The sequence below is a fragment of the Yersinia enterocolitica genome, from assembly GCA_002082245.2.
Taxonomy (GTDB): Bacteria; Pseudomonadota; Gammaproteobacteria; order Enterobacterales; family Enterobacteriaceae; genus Yersinia; species Yersinia enterocolitica_E.
The window spans coordinates 2,624,345-2,650,342 of sequence record NBTC02000002.1 but is presented as its reverse complement, the minus strand read 5'-3'; the positions used below and the strand labels follow the sequence as shown (position 1 = coordinate 2,650,342).

Below are 25,998 nucleotides of genomic sequence, written 5' to 3'. Positions count from 1 at the left end.
CACAATGCAACAACGTCAATTAGGTTCGAATGGCCCGCTAGTCTCAGCGCTGGGGCTTGGCTGCATGGGGATGAGTGACTTTTACTCCACCAATCAGGACGTGAATGAATCCATTGCGACGTTACATCGCGCGCTGGAGTTGGGGGTGACTTTACTCGATACCGCTGACATGTATGGCCCGTTTACCAATGAGGAGTTGGTTGGACGCGCCATTAAAGGCAAACGTGATCAGGTCTTTCTGGCCACTAAATTTGGTATTGTACGTGATCCGACTGACCCGACAGTGCGGGGCGTCAGTAGCCAGCCTGATTATATTCGTAAGTCTGTTGACGGTAGCCTGAAGCGGTTGGGTGTTGATGTTATTGACCTTTATTACCAGCATCGTGGCGACCCGAGTGTACCGGTTGAAGATGTGATTGGCACTCTGGCTGATTTGGTCACTGCCGGTAAAATACGTTATATCGGTTTGAGTGAAGTCTCAGCGGCAACATTAGAGAAGGCCCATCAGGTGCATCCAATTACCGCAGTACAGAGTGAATACTCACTTTGGACACGAGATGTGGAATCCTCTGTATTGGCGACCTGCGAACGGTTAGGTGTGGGTTTTGTGGCTTATAGCCCTCTGGGGCGCGGTTTTTTGACCGGAGCGTTACGCCGCCCGGAAGATCTGGCTGCTGATGATTTTCGCCGTCATAACCCGCGTTTTCAGGGGGATAATTTTGCCATGAATCTGGTATTAGCCGATGCGGTGGTGGAAATGGCGCGCGCGAAAGGGGTTAAACCCTCTCAACTGGCGCTGGCCTGGGTATTGGCGCAGGGGAAATATATTGTCCCAATCCCTGGGACCAAACGGCGTGCTTATCTGGAAGAGAATCTGGCGGCACTCGATCTGGCACTCAGCCCGCAAGAGCTGGCAGCACTGGATGCAGTATTCCCGTTCCATGCCGCAGCGGGTGAACGCTACGGCGCGGAAGGGATGGCCCATCTTAACGCCTAGTTTTAACGTTTTTTCTTGGAGTCTCGTGGCGCACGCCCGACAGTTGCCTGATACACCTTAAAACGGCCATTCTGGGCCAGCACTTCATGGCTGCCAAATGCCGCATCCAGCAGTGCAGGGTAAGGCAGGAAGGAGTTCGCCACTATCCGCAATTTACCACCGACATGCAGGTGAGCTGTTGCGCCGCGGATCAACAATTCCGCCGCAGTCAGGCTGGTTTGAATACCATCATGGAACGGTGGATTCGAAATAATCATCTCGAAGCGGCCTTTAATGTCGGAATAGACATTGCTGGCAATCACCTGCGCGTCGATGTTATTCGCCGCTAATGTTGCTCGGCTGGCTTCAATAGCGGCCGCAGAGACATCACTCAGGGTCCATTTGATTTTAGGTGATTGCTGCGCCAATACAGAGGCCAGCACACCTGCACCACAGCCGACATCCAGCACATTGCCTTTAAATGGCTCACTGAACGTAGACAGTAACAGATGGCTGCCGGAGTCCAGCGAGTCACGGCTGAATACGCCAGGCAATGTTTTAACTGTCACATCGCCCACCTGGTAACTTTCCCACCAGGCATCGGCATCAAATTCCGGCTGTTTATCCAACCGGCCATGGTACAGACCGCAACGGCGGGCGCTGTCGATTTTAGTCAACTGCGCAAATTCAGATAACATTTCTTCTGCACTGCGCACGCCACTACGGTTCTCACCCACCACAAAAATATCGGTGCCGACAGGCAATAACGAAAGGAGATTAGCCAATTGGAACTGGGCTTCCTGTTTGCTTTTCGGCCAGTAATAAACCAGCGTATCGCAGTTAGCCACCATGTCGGCAGTGGCCAAAAGACCGAATTGCACATTCTCTTCCAGCGTATTGCTCAGTAATTGCCAGTGGTGATATTGATTGGTATGAACCCGTACCCCGGCTGCATCAAACTGCGCTGGCAGTGCATCTTGTAAATCACCGGCAAACAACACATGGCGGGCTATAAATTCATCACTATGGCGCAGTATCACTTCACTGGCTGGGGTTAATGCTGACATCAGTCTTTGGCTCCTTAATAATATGATCGGGGATTATAGAGGTTTGTTGGCGCATGTTCGATGGGTTTGCTAGCATAGCGTCGAAATACGGGTCGCTCTGACAGGAAATGGCATGGCATCAAGACGAGACTTGCTGTTACAACAGCTAGGCATTACGCAGTGGACATTGCGCCGCCCGGCCGTCTTGCAGGGTGAAATCGCAGTTCGTTTACCCGAAGATACCCGACTGCTGATTGTGGCACACCTGCTTCCTGAATATGATGATCCCCTGTTGTGTGATGTGTTGCACAGCTTGGGTCTCACGCCGCGTCAGGCTTATGCACTGACGCCGGACAGGGTTGCAATGTTGCCGGAAGATACGCAGTGCAACAGTTGGCGATTGGGCATCAGTGAACCGCTTGCGGTCGCTGGCGCGCAGTTACACAGCCCGGCATTGGCCGGACTTTATCAAGACGCGAGCGCTAAGCGCGCACTTTGGCAGCAGATTTGTCACCATGAAGCAGATTTCTATCCTGACGCCAGCCGATCTGGCCACAGCGTACAAAATTGAGCAAGCCAGCCACGCTTTCCCGTGGACGGAAAAAACCCTGGTCAGTAACCAAGGGGAGCGCTATCTCAATTTTAAGTTGAGTGTCAGTCAACAAATGGTCGGTTTCGCCATTACCCAAATGGTGTTGGATGAAGCGACGCTGTTTAATATCGCCATCGATCCGCACTATCAGCGACAGGGGTATGGCCGTTTACTGCTTGAACATCTGATTGAGCAGTTGGCAACACGTGATATCGTCACTCTCTGGCTTGAGGTGCGGGCTTCAAACGCACGGGCTATCGCCCTCTATGAGAGCTTAGGCTTTAACGAGGTTTCTGTGCGGCGCAACTATTACCCAAGTGCCGATGGGCGTGAAGATGCCATTATGATGGCGCTGCCGATGGGATAGCCCCGTTTTGCCGATTGTCAGTCGTGAATAATGACTGTTTGTCTTGAATAACGACTGTTTGTCTCGAATAAATTGTCTATCTCGCATAAATCAGAGAAAATACCGCGCTATAGCCACTTATACCCGACGTGATAGGAGTTGCCGCTAAGCCTGCTGCAATTTCCAATAAGCAGGGTATAGCGCCACAATCAATGCCTCGCTTTGCCTGACCCGCATATCAATAGGATATGAGGCCCAGAGCAGGGCGGCTTAAAAGTAGAAATCTCAAATTATGTCTCCAAGTGAATACGCACTGGAAGTCGCGAAAAGACGTACTTTCGCGATCATTTCCCACCCCGATGCCGGTAAAACCACCATTACCGAAAAAGTGTTGTTGTTCGGACACGCAATTCAGACCGCCGGTACGGTAAAAGGCCGTGGCTCAAGCCATCATGCCAAATCAGACTGGATGGAAATGGAAAAGCAACGCGGGATCTCCATCACCACCTCGGTGATGCAATTTCCGTATGGCGGTTGTCTGGTTAACTTACTCGATACCCCGGGGCATGAAGACTTCTCCGAGGACACTTACCGTACTCTGACCGCCGTGGACTGCTGTCTGATGGTGATTGACGCGGCAAAAGGGGTTGAAGATCGAACCCGTAAGCTGATGGAAGTAACTCGTCTGCGTGATACACCAATCCTCACTTTTATGAACAAATTGGACCGCGATATTCGTGATCCGATGGAAGTGCTGGATGAAGTGGAACGTGAGCTGAAAATTGCTTGTTCACCAATCACCTGGCCGATTGGTTGCGGTAAGTTGTTTAAAGGGGTTTACCACCTTTATAAAGATGAAACGTATCTCTATCAGACGGGTAAAGGCCACACCATTCAGGAAGTGCGCATCGTCAAAGGGCTGAATAACCCAGACTTGGATGCAGCGGTAGGTGAGGACTTGGCTAAACAGTTCCGTCAGGAACTGGAGCTGGTACAGGGGGCTTCTCATGAATTCGAGCATGATGCTTTCTTGTCTGGTGACTTAACGCCGGTGTTCTTCGGTACCGCTTTGGGTAACTTCGGCGTCGATCATATGTTGGATGGCTTGGTTGAATGGGCTCCGGCCCCGATGCCACGTAAAACCGATACCCGTGAAGTGGTTGCTGCTGAACCCAAATTTACCGGTTTTGTTTTCAAAATTCAGGCAAATATGGATCCGAAACACCGTGACCGTGTTGCCTTTATGCGGGTGGTTTCTGGCCGTTTTGAGAAAGGGATGAAACTGCGTCAGGTGCGAACCAAGAAAGACGTAGTAATTTCAGACGCACTGACCTTTATGGCTGGTGACCGTTCTCATGTAGAAGAAGCTTTTGCTGGCGATATCATTGGCTTGCATAACCACGGTACCATTCAAATTGGCGATACCTTCACCCAGGGTGAAGATATGAAGTTCACCGGCATACCGAACTTTGCCCCTGAATTGTTCCGCCGCATTCGCCTGCGTGATCCATTGAAACAGAAGCAGTTGCTAAAAGGTCTGGTTCAGTTGTCAGAAGAGGGTGCGGTGCAAGTGTTCCGCCCGTTGACCAACAACGATTTGATTGTTGGCGCAGTCGGTGTTCTACAGTTTGAAGTGGTCTCTTCACGACTGAAAAGTGAATACAACGTGGAAGCGGTGTATGAATCAGTTAACGTCTCTACTGCCCGTTGGGTTGAATGTGATGACGTGAAGAAGTTCGAAGAGTTTAAACGTAAGAATGAGGTTAATCTGGCATTAGATGGTGGTGATAACTTGAGCTATATCGCCCCAACGATGGTAAATCTTAATATTACGCAAGAACGTTACCCGGAAGTGAATTTCCGTAAAACTCGCGAACATTAATCACCCGCCAAGCCGCACTCTATCGGGGTACAGGGTACCCCGATTCATTAATTGTCTTCACTATTTCCTCCTTAGGATAACTCCTACTTAATCATAAAAATCCGGCTTTAGGGCGATTCCGACTGTATTTATTCTGAGATGCTCTATCTTTATAGGTACACGCAGGATTGACGTGCATCAATTTTAGGTCAAATAACCTGTAGTAATCGTAAAGTATTCATCAACTGGTCACCTCTCTGGGTGGCGTAAAATCCGTAAGTTTGGGTGTTATAACAAGTTAAGTTTCATAACCCTTTACGGTTTATAACGACAAAGGAAGAAATCGATGACAAATACAAAATTTGCCCGTTCAATGATGGCTATTGTCTTAGGTACTGCACTTATGAGTGGTAGCGTGTTCGCTGAAGACACCATGCTCAATAAGACAAACAACGTAGTAGACAGCACCGGCGCGAAACTCGATAGCTCCATGAAGAAAGTCGATAACTACATGGGTGACAGCGCTGCGACAGCTAAAGTGAAAAGCGCTCTGTTGGAAGAGAAATCTCTTAAAAGCACTGATATCTCTGTTGAAACCAACCATGGTGTGGTCACTCTGACTGGTTTTGTGACTTCTCAGGCTGAAGCTGAAACTGCCGTTGAAATTGCCGGAAACGTTGAAGGCGTTAAATCTGTCAGCGATAAGCTGCATGTGAAAGACCAGAAATCACAATCAGTCAGTGAATATGCTGGCGATGCTGCAACAACCAGTTCAATCAAAGCCAAATTGCTGGCTGATGACATCGTACCCTCACGTAAAGTGAAAGTAGAAACCACCGAAGGTGTGGTGCAGTTATCAGGTAGTGTTGAGAATAAAGCTCAGTCCGAACGTGCTGAAAGTATTGCTAAAGCCGTTGATGGCGTGAAAAGCGTTAAAAATGATCTGAGTATCAAACCTTAATTATTATCGGCTGATGGGTATTTCGTGGGGAAATAAAATAACCCACGGGATACCCGTTAATAAGTTTGTCAGCCAAATAACTCATCCACAAATCCAAATAATACGACTTCTGTCAAATACGCTACTGTTAAAGAGTGATTTTTGAACGCGAGTTTACATACCCTAAATAATTCGAGTTGCAGGAAGGCGGCAAGCGAGTGAGTACCGATGAGCTTACTCAAGTAAGTGATTCGGGTGATTGAGTGCAGCTAACACTCCTGCGGCTTGAAGTATGACGGGTAGAAAGCCATTTTTTAAAACGGGAAGGAGAGGCTTATGTTTCGCTGGGGCATTATATTTTTGATTATTGCTTTAATCGCTGCGGCATTAGGTTTTGGTGGGCTAGCTGGTACGGCAGCCTGGGCCGCAAAAGTCGTCTTCGTAGTGGGTATTGTCCTATTCCTCATCAGTCTGTTTACAGGCCGTAAGCGCCTTTAGTCAGGCGAGAGGGTTACAGCAAAGGGTAAGACGGGGTATCCTCGGCACCTGTTGTAACGAATTAAGGATAGATGGTGGGATACAGAATACCTATCACGCTCGGTAATATTGAGCCACTCGCCTATAAACCATACCAACCCGGAAAAATGGCGTTGGTTTGTGAGGGAGGCGGGCAGCGGGGAATTTTTACAGCCGGTGTGCTGGATGAATTTCAACGCGCCCGCTTTAACCCTTTTGATCTGATGATTGGCACCTCTGCCGGTGCACAAAATCTATCTGCCTTTATCTGCGGTCAACCCGGTTACGCTCGCCGCGTCATAACCCGCTACACCACCACCGCTAATTTCTTTAACCCATTACGTTTTGTGCGTGGTGGCCACTTAATTGATCTCGACTGGTTGGTGGATATCACATCCCAGCAGTTGCCTCTGGCCATGGATCATGCTGAAGAGCATTTACGCAATGGCCGTGAATTCTTAATGTGTGCCTGCCGTAGTGATGATTTTGAACCCACCTATATTTCCCCCACTCGAGAAAGCTGGCTGCCGACCATTAAAGCGTCCAGTGCTATCCCTGGTTTATACCGTCAGGGGGTAGATTTGGGGGGGATCAGTTATCAGGATGGTGGCATCAGTGATGCCATCCCGGTGGAGGAAGCCTACCGCCGTGGCGCTGATACTATTGTGGTGATTCGGACTGTACCGTCGCAGGCCTATTACACGCCGCAATGGATGAAGCGGATGGAACATTGGCTGAGTGAAAGCAGTTTGCAACAACTGGTGCGGATTATGCAGCAACATGAGCAGAGCTATCACCGTATTCAGCAATTTATTGAAAAGCCGCCCGGTGACCTGCGTATTTTCGAAATTTTTCCGCCTAAGCCACTTGCCAGTAATGCACTGGGGAGCCGGGTCGCGGCACTAAATCGTGATTATCATTTAGGCCGCCGTTGTGGTCGCTATTTTTTGGCTACCGTCGGGCACTGGCTATTACCGCAAGATCAACGGGATCAGGCTGGAATCAATGGGGAGAAAACCTCGATTTCACTTTCACGTCGTATCATTCAGCCACAAGATATTAATCAACCAGATGATATGGCAGAGCTAATTGATACTGATGACTCTTCATTTGATATTACTCAAACGCCGGATATCATTACACCAGCGGATTCAGTGACCGCCACTCACTATGGCCTACCGGCTCAGATGAGTGTGAGTGACAATGGGTTGATTATTCCGACGAATACCAATAGAAAGCCCTTGCCAGTAGAGATAATTTTGCCTGCCAGTGTGGCAAAAAACAAAGGTGATACCGTCTAATGGTAGAAGTGAGTGAGCAGATAGTGAATTTTAGCGATAAAGCTTATTTTATCGATACCCACTGTCACTTTGATTTCCCTCCATTCAGTGGTGCTGAAGCGGCCAGTTTAGTCACTGCGGCTCAGGCGAATGTCAGGCAATTGATTGTTCCTGCGGTGGGTGCTGCTTATTTTCCCCGTATTTTAGCCTTGGCTGCGAACTATCCACCCCTTTTTGCCGCACTCGGCATGCATCCACTTTATATCGCTCAACATCAAGAGGCCGATTTGGCGACACTGGTATCCTATCTGGCGAACAAAACTCACAAGCTGGTGGCCGTGGGGGAAATTGGCCTGGATCTTTATATGGATGAGCCGCAGTTACCACGCCAGTTGGCGCTATTGCAGGCCCAACTTAAGTTGGCTAAACAGCATGATCTCCCCGTTATTCTGCATTCTCGCCGTTCCCATGACCAATTAGCCTCGGTGCTGCGTAAAACGGCGTTGCCGCGCACCGGTGTTGTACATGGTTTCGCCGGTAGCCTGGCGCAGGCGCAGGCATTTATTCGCTTGGGTTATTATATTGGTGTGGGTGGGACCATTACTTATGTGCGGGCACAGAAAACCCGGAGTGTCATGGCCGCATTGCCTCTTTCCGCATTACTGCTGGAAACCGACGCGCCAGATATGCCGTTAGCCGGTTTTCAGGGGCAGCCAAACCGGCCCGAGCGGGCTGCTGATGTGTTCAGCGTGTTGTGTCAGCTACGCTCTGAAGCGCCACAACAGATTGCCAGCCAGTTGTTAGCGAATAGTCAACGTTTGTTCCGATTACCGCCCGCCGATAGCTGCCCACTTTAAATCACCTCCGGGAATATACAAACCATACTAATAATTTGTGTGATCTCTTTATTTTCGCTTTTTAATGTGACTATCGTCACACTTACGTTGATTCGGTTGCTTTTAGTTGTGTTTATTTGTGACAGAGATTATTTGATAGCGCCTTCATGTCGGTATAATCCCCCGAAAATTATTTCAATTTAATTAATGATTTCACTATTAGGGATAGCGACATGCTAATGAGTCTGGTTGGAATGGCAGTACTGATATTAATAGCCGTACTTCTTTCAAGTAATTATAGGGCGATTAATATCCGCACTGTTGTTGGTGCATTTATTATCCAGATCGCTATTGGTGCGCTGGTATTATATGTGCCCATCGGGCGCCGCATTCTGGGCGGTATGTCAGAAGGAGTCGCTAACGTTATCGCCTACGGTAATGAGGGGATTTCATTTATTTTTGGCGGTTTGGTTTCTGACAAAATGTTTGAAGTTTTTGGTGGTGGCGGCTTTGTATTCGCCCTGCGAGTATTACCAGTAATTGTATTCTTCTCATCATTGATTGCCGTTCTGTATTACCTTGGCATCATGCAAATCGTTATTAAGGTATTGGGCGGCGGTTTACAAAAGTTGCTGGGCACTTCACGTACTGAATCCCTTTCTGCCACAGCTAATATCTTTGTTGGCCAAACTGAAGCGCCGTTAGTGGTGCGCCCTTATATTGCCACCATGACCCAATCTGAACTGTTTGCGGTAATGTGCGGCGGTTTAGCTTCCGTTGCCGGTTCAGTATTGGCTGGTTATGCGCAAATGGGGGTACCATTGGAATATCTGATTGCTGCTTCCTTTATGGCAGCACCGGGTGGGTTACTGTTTGCTAAACTGATGGTGCCAGAAACCGAAAAAACGCACGATAACGTTGATGCTACAACCTTGATTGCTGAAGATGAACGCCCGGCTAACGTTATTGATGCAGCGGCATCTGGCGCGGCTTCCGGCATGCAACTGGCATTGAATGTAGGGGCAATGCTGCTGGCCTTTATCGCCTTGATTGCTCTGCTCAATGGTATTCTGGGTGGGATTGGTGGCTGGTTTGATTATCCACAACTTTCGCTAGAGTTGATTCTGGGTTGGATATTCTCGCCGATTGCTTACTTGATAGGCATCCCATGGAGTGAAGCGATGGTGGCTGGTTCATTTATCGGCCAGAAGATTATCGTTAACGAATTCGTAGCATTTATGAATTTCGGTCAGTATCTCCAGGCAGAAGAGTTAGTCAAAGCCGCGGGTTTACAGGTTCTTTCCGAGCACACTAAGGCTATTATTTCCTTCGCGCTGTGTGGTTTTGCCAACTTGTCATCTGTTGCCATCTTATTGGGTGGCTTGGGTAGCATGGCCCCAAACCGCCGTCACGATATCGCGCGTTTCGGCCTGAAAGCGGTAGCAGCAGGCACATTGTCGAATCTGATGAGTGCGACGATCGCCGGTTTCTTCCTGGCATTATAATTAGGCTAGCTTGACTTGCCATTTTGGGATTGGGCAGTGCTCGGGACTTGTCACCTACTTCGTGTACGCTCCAGTCCCTGCGCGCTGTCCGCACCCAAACTGTCTGCGCCGCTGACGCTTAATTTTTTATGGTTCAGGCCTACAATACTGCGTATTCCTGCCCATAGGCTATTCTTGAAGCGAGTGAGCGTATCGTGGTCAGAAAGCTATAAATTAGGTTATTTTGTGACCCTAATCACATATAATTCCGTCTCGTTACAAGTTACTATTGATTAGTGTGAAATTGAACACACCTAAGCTGCCGATAACGTGTTCAAATAGTGTTATTGGCTTTCGGAATGAAAGCCTAAAGTGTGTATGGAGTCTCATTGCATCAGTGATGTAAGCAATGACCAAGTAGTTAGTGCGGTGAGATGGATCTCAATTGCCACCCATAGGGGCTATCTTCAAGGAACCAAGTCCGCTCGCCAACGTATTGAGCTTAGAACCTTCTCATTAGGGCTATGTTATTTGCCTGACTGCAACAATTACGCCTACTGAGAGGGACTTTTAATCACCAAAGGTACCGGTACGGTCTCTTTGTCCGCTCATAAATAGATGCTCAGTTCTGGCAAAGTGCTGGGGCTGAAATAGTGTTGGAGAGTTTTATGACCGATTTAACCGCCTGCGCGAATCTTAACGATTATGCCAAACGCGCACTGAGTTTGATGGATTTAACCACCCTGAATGACGACGATACCGACGATAAGGTTATCGCGTTGTGTCATCAGGCAAAAAGCCCTGCCGGTAACACGGCGGCAATCTGTATTTATCCCCGCTTTATTCCTATTGCGCGTAAAACGTTGCGCGAGCAGGGTACCCCTGAAATCCGTATTGCGACAGTGACCAACTTCCCACATGGCAATGATGATATTGCTATTGCACTGGCCGAAACCCGTGCCGCCATTGCCTATGGTGCTGATGAAGTGGATGTGGTTTTCCCTTACCGCGCCTTAATGGCGGGTAATGATAAGGTCGGCTTCGAATTAGTAAAAGAGTGCAAAGAAGCCTGCGCTGCCGCGAATGTATTACTGAAAGTAATCATAGAGACCGGTGAGTTAAAGCAAGAGCACTTGATCCGTCAAGCCTCTGAAATTGCTATTAAAGCTGGCGCGGATTTCATCAAAACCTCCACCGGTAAAGTGCCGGTCAATGCCACATTGGAAAGTGCGGGTATTATGATGAGCACTATCCGTGATTTAGGTGTGGGTAAAACCGTCGGCTTTAAGCCAGCGGGCGGAGTACGTACTGCCGAAGATGCCGCGCAATTCCTGCAACTGGCCGATCAATTGATGGGTGAGGGTTGGGCCGACGCCCGCCACTTCCGCTTTGGCGCATCCAGTCTGTTAGCCAGCTTATTAACCACGCTGGGCCATCAGAGTGATAGCAAAAGTAGCGGTTACTAATCATTATCGCAATCATTGAGTTTAGCCGATGCGCTGCGGGCGACTAGCCTGCCGTGCGGCTTTTATCCTTATTTAGGTCAGGGGGATGCTGTGTTTCTGGCACAAGAAATTATCCGTAAAAAACGCGACGGTCAGCCACTGAGCGAAGAAGAGATTCGTTTCTTTATCAATGGGATCCGCGACAATGTGGTTTCCGAAGGGCAGATTGCTGCTTTGGCGATGACCATCTATTTCCATGACATGAGCATGCCGGAGCGCGTGGCACTTACTATGGCAATGCGTGATTCTGGCACGGTGCTCAACTGGCAGAGCCTTAATCTAAACGGCCCCATCGTGGATAAACACTCTACCGGTGGCGTGGGTGATGTGACATCACTGATGCTCGGCCCGATGGTCGCAGCCTGTGGTGGCTATGTGCCGATGATTTCTGGCCGTGGCTTGGGCCATACCGGCGGAACCTTGGACAAACTGGAAGCTATACCCGGTTTTGATATTTTCCCCGATGATAATGCGTTCCGTAAAATCATTCAGGACGTCGGTGTCGCCATCATTGGTCAAACCAGCTCATTAGCACCGGCAGATAAACGTTTCTACGCTACCCGTGATATCACCGCCACTGTAGATTCCATTCCACTGATTACCGCTTCTATTTTGGCGAAGAAACTGGCTGAGGGGCTGGATGCGTTGGTGATGGATGTGAAGGTGGGTTCTGGTGCTTTTATGCCGACATATCAACTATCTGCCGATTTAGCACAGGCCATTGTCAGTGTGGCTAACGGCGCGGGTTGTAAAACGACGGCACTATTGACTGATATGAATCAGGTGTTGGCTTCCAGCGCCGGTAATGCGGTTGAAGTGCGAGAAGCGGTGCGCTTCCTGACGGGTGAATATCGTAATCCACGCTTGTTAGAAGTGACGATGGCGCTGTGCGTTGAGATGCTGTTATCAGGTGGTTTGGCGCAAGATGATGCTGACGCCAGATCCAAGTTACAGGCGGTGCTGGATAACGGTAAAGCAGCAGAACTCTTTGGTCGCATGGTGGCGGCGCAAAAAGGCCCAAGTGATTTCGTTGAGCGCTATGACAGCTACCTGCCGGTAGCCACGCTGAGCAAACCGGTCTTTGCTGAACGAGCCGGCATTGTTACCGCGATGGATACCCGTGCGCTGGGTATGGCGGTGGTTTCCCTCGGCGGTGGTCGTCGGCGGGCAACTGATCCTATTGATTACAGTGTTGGTATCACTGAAATGGCACGTCTGGGGACTGGTGTTGATGGCCAGCAGCCATTAGCGGTGATTCATGCCAATAACGAAGACGACTGGCAGCAGGCAGCAGACGCACTACGTGCGGCGATCACCTTGGGTGACAAAGCGCCGGAAGAAACACCGGTTATCTATCGCCGTATTACTGAATAAACGCCATACTTTTGTTATTGACGCTATTTGCTTTCGACGGCAAATGTTAGCAAAAACAGATTAATTACATGGGGGAGCAAATGAACGTAGCTGCCCCAGAGCGTGAACCCACGCAGGAGAAAATAATGAAACGTACATTTATTATGGTATTGGACTCATTTGGTATTGGTGCCAGCGCCGATGCTAACAAATTTGGTGACCAAGGGGCCGATACACTGGGCCACATTGCTGAGGTCTGCGCCCGTGGTGAAGCTAACGTTGGTCGTAGTGGCCCATTGACGCTGCCAAACTTGAGTCGTTTAGGGTTGGGTAAAGCTGCCGAAGAGTCCACCGGTAAATTCCCAGTTGGGCTGGATAAGAATGCAGACATCATTGGTGCCTATGGTTATGCCAGTGAGTTATCCTCCGGTAAAGATACACCGTCAGGCCACTGGGAGATTGCGGGGGTGCCGGTGCTGTTTGACTGGGGTTACTTCAGTGATGTCGAAAACAGTTTCCCACAGGAACTGTTGGATAAACTGGTAAAACGGGCCAACCTGCCGGGTTATCTGGGTAACTGTCACTCAAGTGGGACCGTTATCCTTGACCAATTGGGTGAAGAGCATATGAAAACCGGCAAACCGATTTTCTATACCTCGGCGGACTCGGTGTTCCAGATTGCCTGCCACGAAGAAACTTTTGGCCTGGATCGCTTGTATGAGCTGTGTGAAATTGCCCGCGAAGAACTGACCGAAGGTGGCTACAATATTGGCCGTGTGATTGCGCGTCCGTTTATTGGTGACAAGCCGGGTAACTTCCAACGCACCGGTAACCGCCATGATCTGGCCGTTGAACCGCCAGCGCCAACCATGTTGAAAAAACTGGTGGATGAGAAGGGGGGGGAAGTGGTTTCTATCGGTAAAATCGCCGATATCTATGCGCATGTGGGTATCACTCAGAAAGTGAAAGCCACCGGTCTGGATGCGCTATTTGATGCCACGATAGAAGAAATGAAGAAAGCCGGTGATAACACTATCGTGTTCACTAACTTTGTGGATTTTGACTCTTCTTACGGTCACCGTCGCGACGTTGCTGGTTATGCTGCTGCATTGGAACTGTTCGACCGCCGCCTGCCTGAGTTGATGGCGCTGGTAAAAGAGGATGACATCATGATCCTGACGGCTGACCACGGTTGTGACCCAACCTGGCCGGGCACTGACCATACCCGTGAGCACATTCCGGTCTTGGTTTACGGCCCGAAAGTCAAACCGGGATCGCTGGGGCATCGTGAGACCTTTGCTGATATTGGGCAGACGGTAGCGACATATTTCAATCTATCCCCAATGGATTACGGTAAGAATATGCTTTAAGTCATTCAGCTAAGCTGAGCGTGCCATTTTGAACCCGGGCAGTGCTCGCCCTCCTCACGTACTGCGTGTACGCTCCGGGGGCTGTGCGCTGGCCGTGCCTAAACTGTCGGTGCTCATCTACGCTGGCGATGGCTGATTTTCTCTGAACTGTGCAAAGTAGTTCAAACTTAAAAACAGCTCAGTAATATAAATTTTAATTCTCTGATTTTTAAGGAAAGTGATTATGGCAACGCCACATATTAATGCTGAAATGGGTGATTTCGCTGACGTTGTATTAATGCCAGGGGATCCACTGCGTGCGAAATTTATCGCCGAAACCTTCCTGCAAGACGTGCGCGAAGTGAACAATGTGCGTGGCATGTTGGGCTTCACCGGTACTTATAAAGGCCGCAAAATCTCTGTAATGGGCCACGGTATGGGTATCCCGTCCTGCTCCATTTACGCCAAAGAACTGATCACTGATTTTGGCGTGAAAAAAATCATTCGTGTCGGTTCATGTGGTGCGGTTCGCGCCGATGTGAAACTGCGTGATGTGGTGATCGGCATGGGGGCTTGTACCGACTCCAAAGTAAACCGTATGCGCTTTAAAGATCACGACTATGCAGCGATTGCTGACTTTGAAATGACCCGCAATGCAGTGGATGCGGCAAAAGCGAAAGGTATCGACGTCCGTGTAGGTAACCTCTTCTCTGCTGACCTGTTCTACACGCCAGACCCGCAAATGTTTGATGTGATGGAAAAATACGGCATTCTGGGCGTGGAAATGGAAGCGGCCGGTATCTACGGCGTTGCCGCGGAGTTCGGTGCTAAAGCCCTGACCATCTGTACTGTTTCTGACCATATCCGTACCGGTGAGCAAACCACCGCTGCGGAGCGCCAGACCACCTTCAATGACATGATTGAAATTGCATTAGAATCGGTGTTGTTGGGCGATCAGAAGTAATCCCGTCTCTGCTTCCCTCTATTCAGCGGCAGCGATTTCTGCCGCTGAATCTATTCATAAAATCTGCCAGAAAAAATAGGTTTCTTTACACATCAGATAATTAGCGCTATAAATCTATTCATCATTCTATTCATGAATCTATTCACATGCTCTCTCTGGAAACGTTATTACGCCAAAACCCGGCGACGGCGAGTTATCTGGCGCAAGCTATGGCAATCAGTCAACCCACTGTTTCCCGGCAATTAAGCAGGTTAAAAGAGAGGGTGCTGAAAATAGGTAAAGGTAAAGCAACCCAATATGCCTTGCGGCGGTACATTGCTGGAGATAGTGCCAGAGAGCATGCATTTCCGCTATATCGTATCGATGAACAGGGTCATGTAACCCATTTCGCGATGCTCTATCCTATCCATCCGGCTGAAATGTGCTGTGTACATCAACTGGCATCTGATACATGGCAGCTATTTGATAGCTTGCCGTGGTATTTGACTGATATGCGGCCTCAGGGGTTTCTCGGGCGGATTTGGGGGAAGTCAGTTGCAGGTAAGTTACAGCTCACCGATGACGTTCGTTTGTGGAATGAAGACCATATCTTATTAGCACTGTCACGTCAGGCCGATGATATGAATGGCAATATATTGATTGGACAACAAAGTTATCAACATTGGTTAGCAGCACCTGATGCGATACCTATCGATCCGGTAGATAAGTTATCTCGTTATGCAGAACTTTCTCAAAAGGCTCTGGCGGGTGAAATGGTCGGTTCTTCTGCGGGCGGCGAACAACCGAAATTTACTTGTTATGCAGGGTATCTGGATCGGCCTTCGTCTTATGTTATTGTCAAATTTTCTGCCTCTTCACAAAACGCCAATAGTCGGCGCTGGGGTGACCTACTGATATCTGAGTCGCTTGCACTTAACACCTTGAATAATAGGGGTTATAAAGCGGCCATAAGTCAGGTTTTACAGGGGGTTGGTAGGCAAATATTCCTTGAGGTAGAGCGATTTGATCGCTGCGGGCAGCGTGGCCGTTTAGGGATAGTTTCTTTAGAGGCGGTTAATGCCGAATTTGTTGGCAACCCAGTTGCCAGTTGGCCACAAGTTTGCCAACAATTAGTCGATAAAGGATTACTGGCCGCGCCGGCATTAGAGCAGGTCAACGTTATCTGGGCATTTGGTAAATTAATCGCCAATACCGATATGCACCAAGGTAACCTTTCCTTTCTGCATCCTGAGAACACACCACTATCATTAGCGCCAGTTTACGATATGCTGCCAATGGCATTTGCCCCGACGAGTACGGGGAATATGCGCCACAACGTGCCGGAAATCTCTTTATCTGCTGATATCAGCAAGCTGCACTGGCAACGCGCACAGCAACTGGCAAATATATTCTGGCAACAGGTGATAGATCACTCGAACATCAGTAATGAATTCAAACTTATTGCCCGACAGATGCAGGGAAAACTGCTTTCTCTCACCACGCTAATTGAGCGCATGGCATAATATCTATCCGCAGTATTATTTATCGCCCGTCTTTTTATCTGCATCTGCCTGACTGGCAGGTGTCTCAGGTGTCTCAGGTGTTTCATCCTCATCTTCTTTGACCGGCGTATTGGCGGTGAGCAGATAAGGTGATTGCTGCCAACGGCTGCGGCGACCTTGCAGCAGAGTGCGAGCCAGAATGATCCCCACCGCCAGTGCGACGAGAATCATCAAGCGCAGCAAATTGGTGGTATTATCCACTTGCTTGGATTCCGTCGCCAGCACATGGGTGTCCAGCGTCATACGCAGAAAGCCGCTTGGCCCGCTTTTCCCGGGGATCAGCTCGACAATCTGGTGGTTGAAATAGCTGCCGGGGCGTTTACCATCCAAAGCCAGTCGATCACGTACTTTTACGTTCTCTCCAGCGCTGGCGACCAGCGTTCCGTCAATTTGATATACACTGGCATCCAATACGCGGCTTGATTGCGTCAGTTGCTGGAGAATTTCGTCAACTTTTTGGCTGTCGATATCATCATCCCCACTGTCCATGATGGGGGCGAGGCTGAAAGTGACTTGTTTTGCCAGTGTTTTCGCCAGCTCTTCAACTTGTTCCGAACGAGCGAGTTGATGACTGAGGCTGAAATAGGATGCACCTTGCATCAGCAAGACTAATAATGCCAAGCAAATCAGCACAATAGCCGTACGGTGCAGTCGGAATTTTAGTTTGGCCTTAGCCATGCAGGTTCCTTGCAAGAATCGGTGACTTTATACCCGTCATACTTCAAGCCGCATGTGCGTTGGCTACTCTCAATAACCCGAATCACTTACTGATGTAAGTTTATCGGGATTATTTCGTTTGCCGCCTTCCCGCAACTCGAATTATTTAGGGTATATGTTGCCAGAAGCAAGGGCGATAGGATAGCTTGATGCGTCCTTTTGTCTGGTCTTTACCCCGTTTTCTACAGGAGTCATTCATGTCTAATAGTCTGACCTATTGCGATCTCCCCGCGGAGATCTATCAATGGCCAGGTCTGCCACTTTCGCTCAGTGGTGATGAGGTCATGCCGCTGGATTATCGTGCCGGTCATACAGGTTGGCTACTGTACGGTAGAAAGCTGGATAAACAGCGTATTACGGGTTTTCAGGGCCAATTGGGTGCCGCCATGGTGATTGTCTCCGCCTGGTGTGTGGAGGATTATCAGGTCATCCGTTTGGCCGGCAGTTTAACCCCACGGATTAAAACGTTAGCGGATGAAAACGGTCTTGATGTCGCCCCTCTGGGAGCTATCCCGCATTTGCGTACCCCGGGCCTGCTGGTGATGGATATGGATTCAACTGCCATCCAAATCGAATGTATTGATGAGATTGCCAAACTCGCCGGTGTCGGCGAAGAAGTGGCTGCCGTCACCGAACGCGCCATGCAAGGTGAACTGGACTTCGCCGCCAGCCTGCGCCAGCGGGTTGCCACCCTGAAAGGGGCGGATGCCAATATCTTAAAACAGGTACGTGACCAACTGCCATTGATGCCGGGGCTGACCAGCCTGGTCCGTAAGCTTCAGGCATTAGATTGGCATGTGGCGATCGCCTCCGGTGGTTTTACTTATTACGCTGAATATCTGCGCGACAAACTGCGTCTGGTCGATGTGGCAGCTAATGAACTTGAAATCAAAGACGGCAAGCTGACCGGCAAAGTGTTAGGGCCGATTGTCGATGCACAATATAAAGCCGATACCCTGCTCAAGTTGGCGGAAAAACTCAATATCCCTATTGCTCAAACAGTGGCTATCGGCGATGGCGCCAATGACCTGAAAATGATGCAAGCCGCCGGTTTAGGGCTGGCTTTCCATGCAAAGCCGAAGGTGTATGCCAAAGCGAAAGTGGCGATCCGCCACGGTGATTTGCTGAGTGTTCTTTGCATTTTGACCGGCAGTCTGAAGCACGAAGAACGATGAAATAGGCTATTTTATTTGCCATTTTGAACGCACTTAAGGGCGGCCCGTAGGGGGAGCGTAGCGAATAAAATCCTCACGTCGCCATGATTTACAACGTCATGGTGTACGCTCCGATTTCTGCGCGCTGTCTGCACTCAAACTGCCTGCAACAATTACGCTTATTAGGTAATTTGGGGCTCAGGCAGGTGTGAGCTAATTAAATTGAGGTGAACCGTGGCTAAAGCGCCAAAACGAGCATTTGTCTGTAATGAGTGTGGTGCCGATTATCCTCGTTGGCAGGGGCAGTGCAGTGCCTGTAATGCCTGGAATACCATTACCGAAATCAGGCTGGCGGCGGCAACCTCGTCGTCGTCGCGCAATGAGCGTTTTGGTGGCTATGCCGGTGATGCAGGCGTCAGCCGGGTACAGAAGCTGTCAGATATCAGTCTGGACGAACTACCGCGCTTTTCAACGGGCTTTCTTGAGTTTGATCGGGTGCTAGGTGGTGGTGTAGTGCCGGGCAGTGCCATTCTGATTGGTGGTAACCCCGGCGCGGGGAAAAGTACCTTACTGTTGCAAACGCTCTGCAAGCTGTCTGAAAACATGAAAACCCTGTATGTCACTGGCGAAGAGTCGTTGCAGCAGGTGGCGATGCGTGCGCATCGTTTGGGGTTGCCTACAGCGGGCCTCAATATGCTGTCGGAAACCAGTATAGAGCAAATTTGCTTGATTGCTGAGCAAGAGCAGCCGCGCTTGATGGTGATCGACTCCATTCAGGTGATGCATATGGCGGATATTCAGTCGTCGCCGGGCAGCGTGGCCCAAGTGCGCGAAACGGCCGCCTACCTGACCCGTTTTGCCAAAACCCGGGGTGTTGCCATTATCATGGTGGGCCATGTGACGAAAGATGGTTCACTGGCCGGGCCGAAAGTGCTGGAGCACTGTATTGACTGCTCTGTGATGCTTGATGGTGACGGTGATACTCGTTTCCGTACGCTGCGTAGCCACAAAAACCGCTTTGGTGCGGTGAATGAGTTAGGTGTATTTGCTATGACCGAACAGGGCTTGCGTGAAGTTAGCAACCCGTCGGCGATTTTCCTCAGCCGTGGGGATGAAGTCACTGCTGGTAGCTCGGTGATGGTGGTATGGGAAGGGACTCGCCCGCTGCTGGTAGAGATTCAGGCGCTGGTCGATCACTCAATGATGTCCAACCCACGTCGGGTGGCGGTCGGTCTGGAACAGAACCGGCTGGCAATCTTGTTGGCGGTATTGCATCGCCATGGCGGGTTACAGATGTCGGACCAAGATGTGTTCGTCAATGTGGTGGGTGGGGTGAAAGTGACAGAAACCAGTGCTGATCTGGCATTGCTGATGTCGCTAGTATCCAGCTTGCGTGACCGCCCGCTGCCACAGGATTTAGTGGTATTTGGTGAGGTAGGGCTAGCCGGTGAAATTCGCCCAGTACCCAGTGGTCAAGAGCGTATCTCTGAGGCGGCCAAACACGGTTTTAAACGCGCTATCGTGCCGTATGCCAATATGCCGAAGAAGCCCCTGCCCAATATGCAGGTGTTCGGGGTGAAGAAATTGGCTGATGCGTTGGCGGTGTTAGAGGATTTATAACCGCTAATTTAGTCGTGTTCATCTTGCGACATACTGTGTTATTTTTGTTTAGCGCACTAAACAAGGAGGCGGTATGCTGCAATTCGACTATCTCAAAACAGCAATTAAGCAAAAGGGTTGCACCTTACAGCAAGTGGCCGAATGCAACGGCATGACCAAAGGTTATTTAAGCCAGCTACTCAACGACAAAATCAAAAGCCCCAGTGCGCAAAAGCTTGAAGCTCTGCACCGTTTCCTCGGGCTGGAGTTTCCCCGCCGTGAGAAAAAAGTCGGCGTGGTGTTTGGTAAATTTTATCCGCTGCATACCGGCCATATCTATTTAATCCAGCGCGCCTGTAGCCAGGTTGACGAGTTGCACATCATTCTTTGTTTCGATGAGCCACGCGATCGTGAGCTGTTTGAGAACAGTTCGATGTCACAGCAACCGACGGTCAGTGACCGTTTGCGCTGGTTGTTACAAACCTTTAAATATCAGAAAAATATCCATATTCATTCGTTTGATGAGCACGGTATCGAGCCGTACCCCCATGGCTGGGATGTGTGGAGCCATGGCGTAAAGAGCTTTATGAATGAAAAAGGCATTGTTCCGAATTTTATTTATTCCAGCGAAAGCCAGGATGCGCCGCATTACAACGAGCAATTTGGCATCGAAACCATCCTGATTGATCCACAGCGCTCATTTATGAAGATCAGTGGTCGCCAGATCCGCCGTGACCCTTTCCGTTACTGGGACTATATTCCGACTGAAGTGAAGCCATTTTTTGTCCGTACTGTGGCGATACTGGGCGGTGAATCCAGTGGGAAATCCACTTTGGTCAATAAGTTAGCCAATATCTTCAATACTACCAGTGCGTGGGAATATGGCCGGGATTATGTCTTCTCCCATCTTGGCGGCGATGAGATGGCGTTGCAATATTCTGATTACGACAAAATCGCGCTGGGGCAGGCACAGTATGTGGATTTTGCAGTGAAATACGCCAACAAAGTGGCATTTATCGATACTGACTTTGTTACCACGCAGGCCTTCTGCAAAAAGTATGAAGGCAAAGAGCACCCCTTCGTGCAGGCGCTGATTGACGAATACCGTTTTGATCTGGTTATTTTGTTGGAAAATAATACGCCGTGGGTTGCCGATGGTTTGCGCAGTCTGGGGAGCGATCGTGACCGCAAATCCTTCCAGAACTTACTGGAGCAGATGTTGCGCAGTAACAATATCGAATATGTTCACGTCGAATCGGCAGACTATGATGAACGCTTTCTGCGCTGTGTCGAACTGGTGCAACAACTTCTGGCCGCTGACCTGCAACGCCTTGCCCGCCCTTCATTATTGAGTGATGTACCACAATAGGGTTGATGAAAATTTGATATCTGAGGGCGTGATTGTTGCAGTCAGTTTGCATGCGGACAGCGCACAGAAACCGGAGCGTACACCATGACGTTGTAAATCATGGCTACGTGAGGATTTCGAGCACTGCCCAAATGTAAAATGGCAAATAAAATAGCCCTGTTAATAATATATTTAGTAAGCAATAACGACTTTACCCTGCATATGCCCGCCTGCAACTTGCGCGTGGGCGGCATGTAGGTTTTCCACTGTCAGGCCGTGCAGTGTTTCGCTTAAGGTGCCTGGCAGTTTGCCCTCATCCACCAACTGGCTTACCTGCTTTAAAATTTGCCCTTGTTGAGCGATATCCGGGGTAGAGAACATGCTGCGGGTGAACATAAATTCCCAATGCAGGGCGGCACTTTTGAGTTTTAACTGATTCTGATCCAACGGTTTTTCATTTTCAACAATGGTACAGATTTGCCCCAATGGCGCGATGAGTTCACTGATGGCGGGCCAGTGGCCGTCGGTGTCATTCAGGCAAAGAATATAATCAACTTTATCAATACCTTCTTTTGCCAGCTCAGCTTTCAGATGGTGATAATCGACGGTCAAGTCCGCTCCACGTTCACGACACCAGGCGGCTGATGCTGGCCGTGATGCTGTTGCTATCACTTTTAGCGGGCTACGTAATGCCGCCAGGGGAATAGCTAATGAGCCAACCCCGCCCGCTCCCCCGATGATCAATAAACTTTGTCCGGCACTGGCTTGCTGAATTTTTAGATGTTCAAACAGCGCTTCCCACGCAGTTATTGCGGTTAATGGCAATGCAGCGGCCTGCGCCCAGTTGAATGAACGGGGTTTGTGGGCCACGATGCGAGCATCAACCAACTGTTGGTTAGCATTGCTACCGGGGCGGGTGATATCGCCGGCATACCACACTTCATCACCTGCACGGAACTCGGTGACGTTCGCACCGACGCTGATGACCACTCCAGCGGCATCCCAACCCAGAATTCGCGGCTGTTGCAGGCCATTCTTCTTCAGGCCAGCATGTACTTTGGTATCAACCGGATTGATGGACGCGGCTTTAACCTCAACCAGCAAATCAAACGGACCGGGAGTGAGTGGGTCCAGAGCGACTTCAATAAAATCGGTGGGTTGTTGCGGGTTCACCGCAATGGCTTTAACTGACATGGTAATACTCCTGTTTAGCGTATGGATTGAGTCTAGACCTTCTTGGTGGTGGTGATAAGATGGACAATCACTAACGCAGTGTTCGTCTAAGATAAACAATCATGTTTAAACAACTTCAGGATATGGCGCTGTTTGCACGAGTCGCGGAGTGTGGCAGCTTTACCCGCGCCGCTGAAATGGCGGGTTTACCGAAATCCAGTGTCAGCCAGCGCATCAGTCAGTTAGAACAAAACTTAGGTATCCGTTTACTCAATCGAACCACCCGTCAGCTGAACCTGACCTTTGCCGGTGAGCGCTATCTAGTGCATTGTCAGGAGATGCTACAAGCCGCAGAGCGCGCTGATCTGGCGCTGCAACGCCTGAAAGATAACCCCAGTGGCCGCTTGCGCATCTCAACTCCAGCAGGGCTGGGGGCGACTTTACTGGCGCGGTTGGCAACAGATTTCCAGCGGCAATACCCGGATGTGCTGTTGGAAGTGTTAGTCTCGGAGAGGGCTTTGATGTGGCATTGCGCACCGGTAAGCCGCAGGACTCGTCACTGATTGGCCGCCGATTGGGCTATGCGCCACGCTATCTGTTGGCGTCACCCGCCTATCTGGCACAGCATCCGCCACTCACTCATCCAAGGCAACTGGATACTCACCGTTGTATTGCCCACCGTGCCTGGCAGGCGCTGATTTTACGCCGTGAAGATGAGTTTTACCGCTGGCAGGTACCTGCGCTGCATGTCACTGATAATCTGCTGTATGCCCGTGAATGTGGCCTGGCGGGTGGTGGTATCACCCTATTACCGGCATTTTTAAGCCGTGAAGTGGTGGCAAACCGTCAATTAGTGGAGGTGTTACCACAATGGCAGGCTGAAGGTAATGAGCTGTATCTGGTGTATCCGAGTCGTAAGTTGAACTCACCGGCATTGAGCTGTTTTATTGATGTGGTGATAGGTCATCCGGTGTTTGAAGACTATGTGCAGGGACTGGCAACGTCCTGAAAGATGTGGAGCCAGGCTCCACATCGGGCGAGCTATGCCAAATAGAACACTTCTCGTAGTGCCTGGCTTACCGGGCTGTTATCAGGGTTGGCTGGCATCACATCGGCCATATGTTGCCACCAGCGCTGGCAAATGGCGGTTTGGGCCACGGCATTCCAGCGCTCTTCTGATTCAATTTCGACAAAACCAAATAGCAAATTGCGCGTGTCATCAAGAAAAATTGAATAGTGGTGAGCGCCATGGGCTTTCAGTACCGCTTCCAGTTCAGGCCAGATGGGTGAGTGCCGCCGCTGATATTCTGCATGGGCATCAGGGTTAACCTGCATTACAAAGGCTTTGCGTATCATGATATTACTCCGATCAAAGTGCCTGTAAGTACAGTGCGCGGACTTGATCTCTGTCCGCAGTACGTGGGTTACAAGGAGCACAAGGATCCGCCAGCGCTTTATCTAACCAGCCTTCGATATCACTTTCCTGAATACCTAATGCTGAGAAGCCAACAGGAATGCCAACACGTTGCGACAACTGCCGAATGGCGCTTATCGCTTGATGGCTGGCTTGCTCATCAGTCAACTGTTGAGTATTTATCCCCATGGCTTGTGCTATGCGGGCAAAACGGCTGACTGCCTGTGGGCGGTTATACTCTTCAATAATTGGCAGTAAAATAGCATTGCACACCCCGTGTGGAAGGTTATGGGTCGCACCCGGCTGATGGGCCAGTGCATGCACTAAACCTAGCCCGGCGCTGTTAAATGCCATCCCCGCCAGATACTGGCCGCACGCCATCATTTCACGTGCGTGCAGATTCTTACCGTCATCGACTGCCAGAGGTAACCATTGGCTGATCAGGCGGATAGATTCAAGCGCTGAATGGTCGGTTAGGGTGTGTGCGCCCAGCGATACATAGGCTTCGATAGCGTGGGTGAGGGCATCCATTCCGGTTGCAGCAGTCACACTGGCAGGAATATTCAACATGACAGAGGGGTCATCGACGGCGATATCAGGAATGATATTGGTATCGATAATGACTTCTTTTACTTGCCGCTGGCTATCAATAATCACTGCATTACTGGTCAGTTCTGCGGTTGTTCCGGCGGTGGTATTGATGGCGACCAGCGGGACACCACTCTGTTTTACTTTACCGACACCAGAGTATGCCGTGGATGGCCCCGGATTGGCGGTCAAAATCTTAACGGCTTTGGCTGTATCGATTGGGCTACCGCCACCAAAAGCTATCAGATAGTCACACTGATGCTGCCTGAAAGCGGCTAATCCTGCCTGTACTAACGCTTCGGTAGGGTTAGGAAATACCTCGCCAAACAAGGCATAAGGTAACTGATGCTGTTGCATCGCAGCGAACAGACCGTCGAGTAGGCCTAGCTCGACCAACTGCCCATCAGTGACAATCAGGGCTTTGTCCCACTGTTTGTCACCGAGTAATTTAACCATATCCTCGATTGCACCTGTGCCGTGCAAGCTGATTTTTGGTAGTGCCAACATAAAGCTCATGCTGTGCTCCTCAAAGAAAGCAGACCAGATAATGACCAGCCCCGGCCTGAACCGGAGCGTTGGTCGAAGGGGTTAAACGTCCAGTGCAGCGGCTAATGGGGTCACGTCAAAACGAGCCGCGAGTGCTATCAGTTGTTCACGAGAAATGGTTTGCTGCTTGCCACCCATCGACAGGACTTTCACCATGATTTCGGCGGATTTCTCGGCGGTATCAATCAGACCAAAGGCATCATCCAGTGTTGGCCCACTGCCGAAAATACCGTGGAACGGCCACAGCACTAGGCTGTGTTCACGCATCTGCTCGGCGGTTTGGCTACCAATACCGTCGGTTCCCGGCACCATCCACGGCACGATGCCGATACCGTCGGGGAACACCACCAGGCACTCGGTGCTGCCCTCCCATAACAATCGAGTGAAGCTGGCATTTTCCAGTTTTTGTACATAACTCAGAGCAATCAGATTGGTGGCATGGCAATGCATGATCACTCGGTTGCTGCCACCACTGACTTGCATGCGAACAATATGAGATTGGAAGTGCGCGGCAAGCTCTGAGGTTGGTAGCCCCCCTTGCGGCAGGCCCCAGTGAATGTGATAAGCCATGCCATCATTGCTGACTTGCAGTAGTACCAGATTGTCTTCTGGGTTTAATTCAACATTGCGGAAAAATTTGCCAGAGCCGGTGACTAAGAACCAACTGTTCGCCAGTTCAGGGGCGGGTTGAGTGAGTTCCACGTTACGTGGTTGCGCAGCGAAATCACCACGATACGGTTCAACCTCTTCAGCCAATAAGCGCAGGCTGATATTGCCACCGTTACGTTCATCCCACCCTTTGCGCCACATATCGCTGGTGGCTTTAATCATTCCCTGAATAAACCAGGAAGATTGAATAGCTTGCATAAT

24 protein-coding genes and 3 pseudogenes are annotated in these 25,998 nt (G+C 49.9%); 20 read left to right on the top strand and 7 right to left on the bottom strand.

Annotated features, from left to right (window positions below):
• The first annotated feature begins 4 nt into the window (after positions 1 to 4).
• Entirely contained in the window at positions 5 to 997 is a 993-nt protein-coding gene (locus tag A6J66_013555; protein ID PNM25120.1) for an aldo/keto reductase, read from the top strand.
• 2 nt (positions 998 to 999) lie between these two features.
• Here the strand turns inward: A6J66_013555 and A6J66_013550 are convergent, their stop codons facing one another.
• Positions 1,000 to 2,043: a 16S rRNA (guanine(1207)-N(2))-methyltransferase RsmC gene (locus A6J66_013550; protein ID PNM25119.1), complete on the bottom strand. Its 1,044-nt coding sequence runs from the start codon at positions 2,041 to 2,043 to the stop codon at positions 1,000 to 1,002.
• 112 nt (positions 2,044 to 2,155) lie between these two features.
• On the opposite strand from A6J66_013550, the gene A6J66_013545 reads away from it, so the two are divergent.
• From A6J66_013545 to A6J66_013530, 4 genes are all read left to right on the top strand, one after another.
• A complete protein-coding gene (locus A6J66_013545) occupies positions 2,156 to 2,593 on the top strand; it encodes a DNA polymerase III subunit psi (GenBank protein ID PNM25118.1) in 438 nt (145 codons plus the stop codon).
• Positions 2,538 to 2,981, top strand: coding sequence for a ribosomal-protein-alanine N-acetyltransferase (locus tag A6J66_013540; GenBank protein PNM25117.1), 444 nt, complete (start codon positions 2,538 to 2,540; stop codon positions 2,979 to 2,981). The genes A6J66_013545 and A6J66_013540 overlap by 56 nt, the downstream gene beginning before the upstream one ends.
• A 271-nt stretch (positions 2,982 to 3,252) precedes the next feature.
• On the top strand, positions 3,253 to 4,842 hold the full coding sequence (prfC, locus tag A6J66_013535) for a peptide chain release factor 3 (protein PNM25116.1): 1,590 nt from the start codon (positions 3,253 to 3,255) through the stop codon (positions 4,840 to 4,842).
• A 325-nt stretch (positions 4,843 to 5,167) separates the two neighbouring features.
• The gene (locus A6J66_013530) at positions 5,168 to 5,782 is read left to right on the top strand and encodes a molecular chaperone OsmY (protein ID PNM25115.1); all 615 of its coding nucleotides are present in this window, start codon (positions 5,168 to 5,170) and stop codon (positions 5,780 to 5,782) included.
• Between the two features lie 127 nt (positions 5,783 to 5,909).
• Here the strand turns inward: A6J66_013530 and A6J66_013525 are convergent.
• Positions 5,910 to 6,020: pseudogene (locus A6J66_013525) on the bottom strand (methionine aminopeptidase).
• A gap of 77 nt (positions 6,021 to 6,097) precedes the next feature.
• Here A6J66_013525 and A6J66_013520 point away from each other — a divergent pair.
• The 10 genes from A6J66_013520 (at position 6,098) to A6J66_013475 (ending at position 16,550) form a co-directional block, all read left to right on the top strand.
• On the top strand, positions 6,098 to 6,259 hold the full coding sequence (locus tag A6J66_013520; GenBank protein PNM25114.1) for a DUF1328 domain-containing protein: 162 nt from the start codon (positions 6,098 to 6,100) through the stop codon (positions 6,257 to 6,259).
• A gap of 71 nt (positions 6,260 to 6,330) precedes the next feature.
• Positions 6,331 to 7,578: a patatin family protein gene (locus tag A6J66_013515; GenBank protein PNM25113.1), complete on the top strand. Its 1,248-nt coding sequence runs from the start codon at positions 6,331 to 6,333 to the stop codon at positions 7,576 to 7,578.
• On the top strand, positions 7,578 to 8,414 hold the full coding sequence (locus tag A6J66_013510) for a metal-dependent hydrolase (protein ID PNM25112.1): 837 nt from the start codon (positions 7,578 to 7,580) through the stop codon (positions 8,412 to 8,414). The genes A6J66_013515 and A6J66_013510 overlap by 1 nt, the downstream gene beginning before the upstream one ends.
• A 212-nt stretch (positions 8,415 to 8,626) precedes the next feature.
• Complete coding sequence (locus A6J66_013505; protein ID PNM25111.1) at positions 8,627 to 9,898, top strand: NupC/NupG family nucleoside CNT transporter; 1,272 nt, start codon at positions 8,627 to 8,629, stop codon at positions 9,896 to 9,898.
• Between the two features lie 647 nt (positions 9,899 to 10,545).
• Positions 10,546 to 11,343, top strand: coding sequence for a deoxyribose-phosphate aldolase (locus tag A6J66_013500; GenBank protein ID PNM25110.1), 798 nt, complete (start codon positions 10,546 to 10,548; stop codon positions 11,341 to 11,343).
• Positions 11,344 to 11,433: 90 nt separating this feature from the next.
• Positions 11,434 to 12,756 carry a thymidine phosphorylase gene (gene deoA / locus A6J66_013495; GenBank protein PNM25109.1) on the top strand — a complete coding sequence of 441 codons (1,323 nt, stop codon included), beginning with the start codon at positions 11,434 to 11,436 and terminating at the stop codon, positions 12,754 to 12,756.
• 125 nt (positions 12,757 to 12,881) lie between these two features.
• Positions 12,882 to 14,105, top strand: a complete 1,224-nt coding sequence (gene deoB, locus A6J66_013490; GenBank protein ID PNM25108.1) for a phosphopentomutase — start codon at positions 12,882 to 12,884, stop codon at positions 14,103 to 14,105.
• Positions 14,106 to 14,133: 28 nt separating this feature from the next.
• The gene (locus A6J66_013485; GenBank protein ID PNM25107.1) at positions 14,134 to 14,241 is read left to right on the top strand and encodes a DNA metabolism protein; all 108 of its coding nucleotides are present in this window, start codon (positions 14,134 to 14,136) and stop codon (positions 14,239 to 14,241) included.
• Positions 14,242 to 14,328: 87 nt separating this feature from the next.
• The gene (gene deoD / locus A6J66_013480; GenBank protein PNM25106.1) at positions 14,329 to 15,048 is read left to right on the top strand and encodes a purine-nucleoside phosphorylase; all 720 of its coding nucleotides are present in this window, start codon (positions 14,329 to 14,331) and stop codon (positions 15,046 to 15,048) included.
• Positions 15,049 to 15,194: 146 nt separating this feature from the next.
• The gene (locus A6J66_013475; GenBank protein PNM25105.1) at positions 15,195 to 16,550 is read left to right on the top strand and encodes a type II toxin-antitoxin system HipA family toxin; all 1,356 of its coding nucleotides are present in this window, start codon (positions 15,195 to 15,197) and stop codon (positions 16,548 to 16,550) included.
• A 15-nt stretch (positions 16,551 to 16,565) separates the two neighbouring features.
• Here the strand turns inward: A6J66_013475 and A6J66_013470 are convergent, their stop codons facing one another.
• Positions 16,566 to 17,267, bottom strand: a complete 702-nt coding sequence (locus A6J66_013470; protein ID PNM25104.1) for a hypothetical protein — start codon at positions 17,265 to 17,267, stop codon at positions 16,566 to 16,568.
• 52 nt (positions 17,268 to 17,319) lie between these two features.
• Here A6J66_013470 and A6J66_013465 point away from each other — a divergent pair.
• The 4 genes and pseudogenes from A6J66_013465 to A6J66_013450 all read left to right on the top strand — a co-directional run bounded on the left by A6J66_013465 (position 17,320) and on the right by A6J66_013450 (position 21,428).
• Positions 17,320 to 17,427, top strand: a pseudogene (locus tag A6J66_013465) (type I methionyl aminopeptidase).
• Positions 17,428 to 17,503: 76 nt separating this feature from the next.
• Positions 17,504 to 18,481, top strand: coding sequence for a phosphoserine phosphatase SerB (serB, locus tag A6J66_013460; protein ID PNM25103.1), 978 nt, complete (start codon positions 17,504 to 17,506; stop codon positions 18,479 to 18,481).
• Between the two features lie 213 nt (positions 18,482 to 18,694).
• Positions 18,695 to 20,080: a DNA repair protein RadA gene (locus A6J66_013455; protein ID PNM25102.1), complete on the top strand. Its 1,386-nt coding sequence runs from the start codon at positions 18,695 to 18,697 to the stop codon at positions 20,078 to 20,080.
• A 73-nt stretch (positions 20,081 to 20,153) separates the two neighbouring features.
• Positions 20,154 to 21,428: a multifunctional transcriptional regulator/nicotinamide-nucleotide adenylyltransferase/ribosylnicotinamide kinase NadR gene (locus A6J66_013450; protein PNM25101.1), complete on the top strand. Its 1,275-nt coding sequence runs from the start codon at positions 20,154 to 20,156 to the stop codon at positions 21,426 to 21,428.
• A 171-nt stretch (positions 21,429 to 21,599) separates the two neighbouring features.
• On the opposite strand, the gene A6J66_013445 is transcribed toward A6J66_013450, so the two are convergent.
• Positions 21,600 to 22,601 (bottom strand): zinc-binding alcohol dehydrogenase family protein, encoded by a 1,002-nt coding sequence (locus tag A6J66_013445; protein PNM25100.1) that lies wholly within the window; start codon positions 22,599 to 22,601, stop codon positions 21,600 to 21,602.
• Between the two features lie 101 nt (positions 22,602 to 22,702).
• On the opposite strand from A6J66_013445, the pseudogene A6J66_013440 reads away from it, so the two are divergent.
• Positions 22,703 to 23,589, top strand: a pseudogene (locus A6J66_013440) (LysR family transcriptional regulator).
• Between the two features lie 32 nt (positions 23,590 to 23,621).
• Here the strand turns inward: A6J66_013440 and rhaM are convergent.
• From rhaM to rhaD, 3 genes are all read right to left on the bottom strand, one after another.
• Positions 23,622 to 23,936, bottom strand: a complete 315-nt coding sequence (rhaM, locus tag A6J66_013435; protein ID PNM25099.1) for an L-rhamnose mutarotase — start codon at positions 23,934 to 23,936, stop codon at positions 23,622 to 23,624.
• A gap of 13 nt (positions 23,937 to 23,949) precedes the next feature.
• Complete coding sequence (gene fucO, locus A6J66_013430) at positions 23,950 to 25,098, bottom strand: lactaldehyde reductase (GenBank protein PNM25098.1); 1,149 nt, start codon at positions 25,096 to 25,098, stop codon at positions 23,950 to 23,952.
• A 72-nt stretch (positions 25,099 to 25,170) separates the two neighbouring features.
• Positions 25,171 to 25,995, bottom strand: a complete 825-nt coding sequence (gene rhaD, locus A6J66_013425; GenBank protein PNM25097.1) for a rhamnulose-1-phosphate aldolase — start codon at positions 25,993 to 25,995, stop codon at positions 25,171 to 25,173.
• Between the last annotated feature and the right edge of the window lie 3 nt (positions 25,996 to 25,998).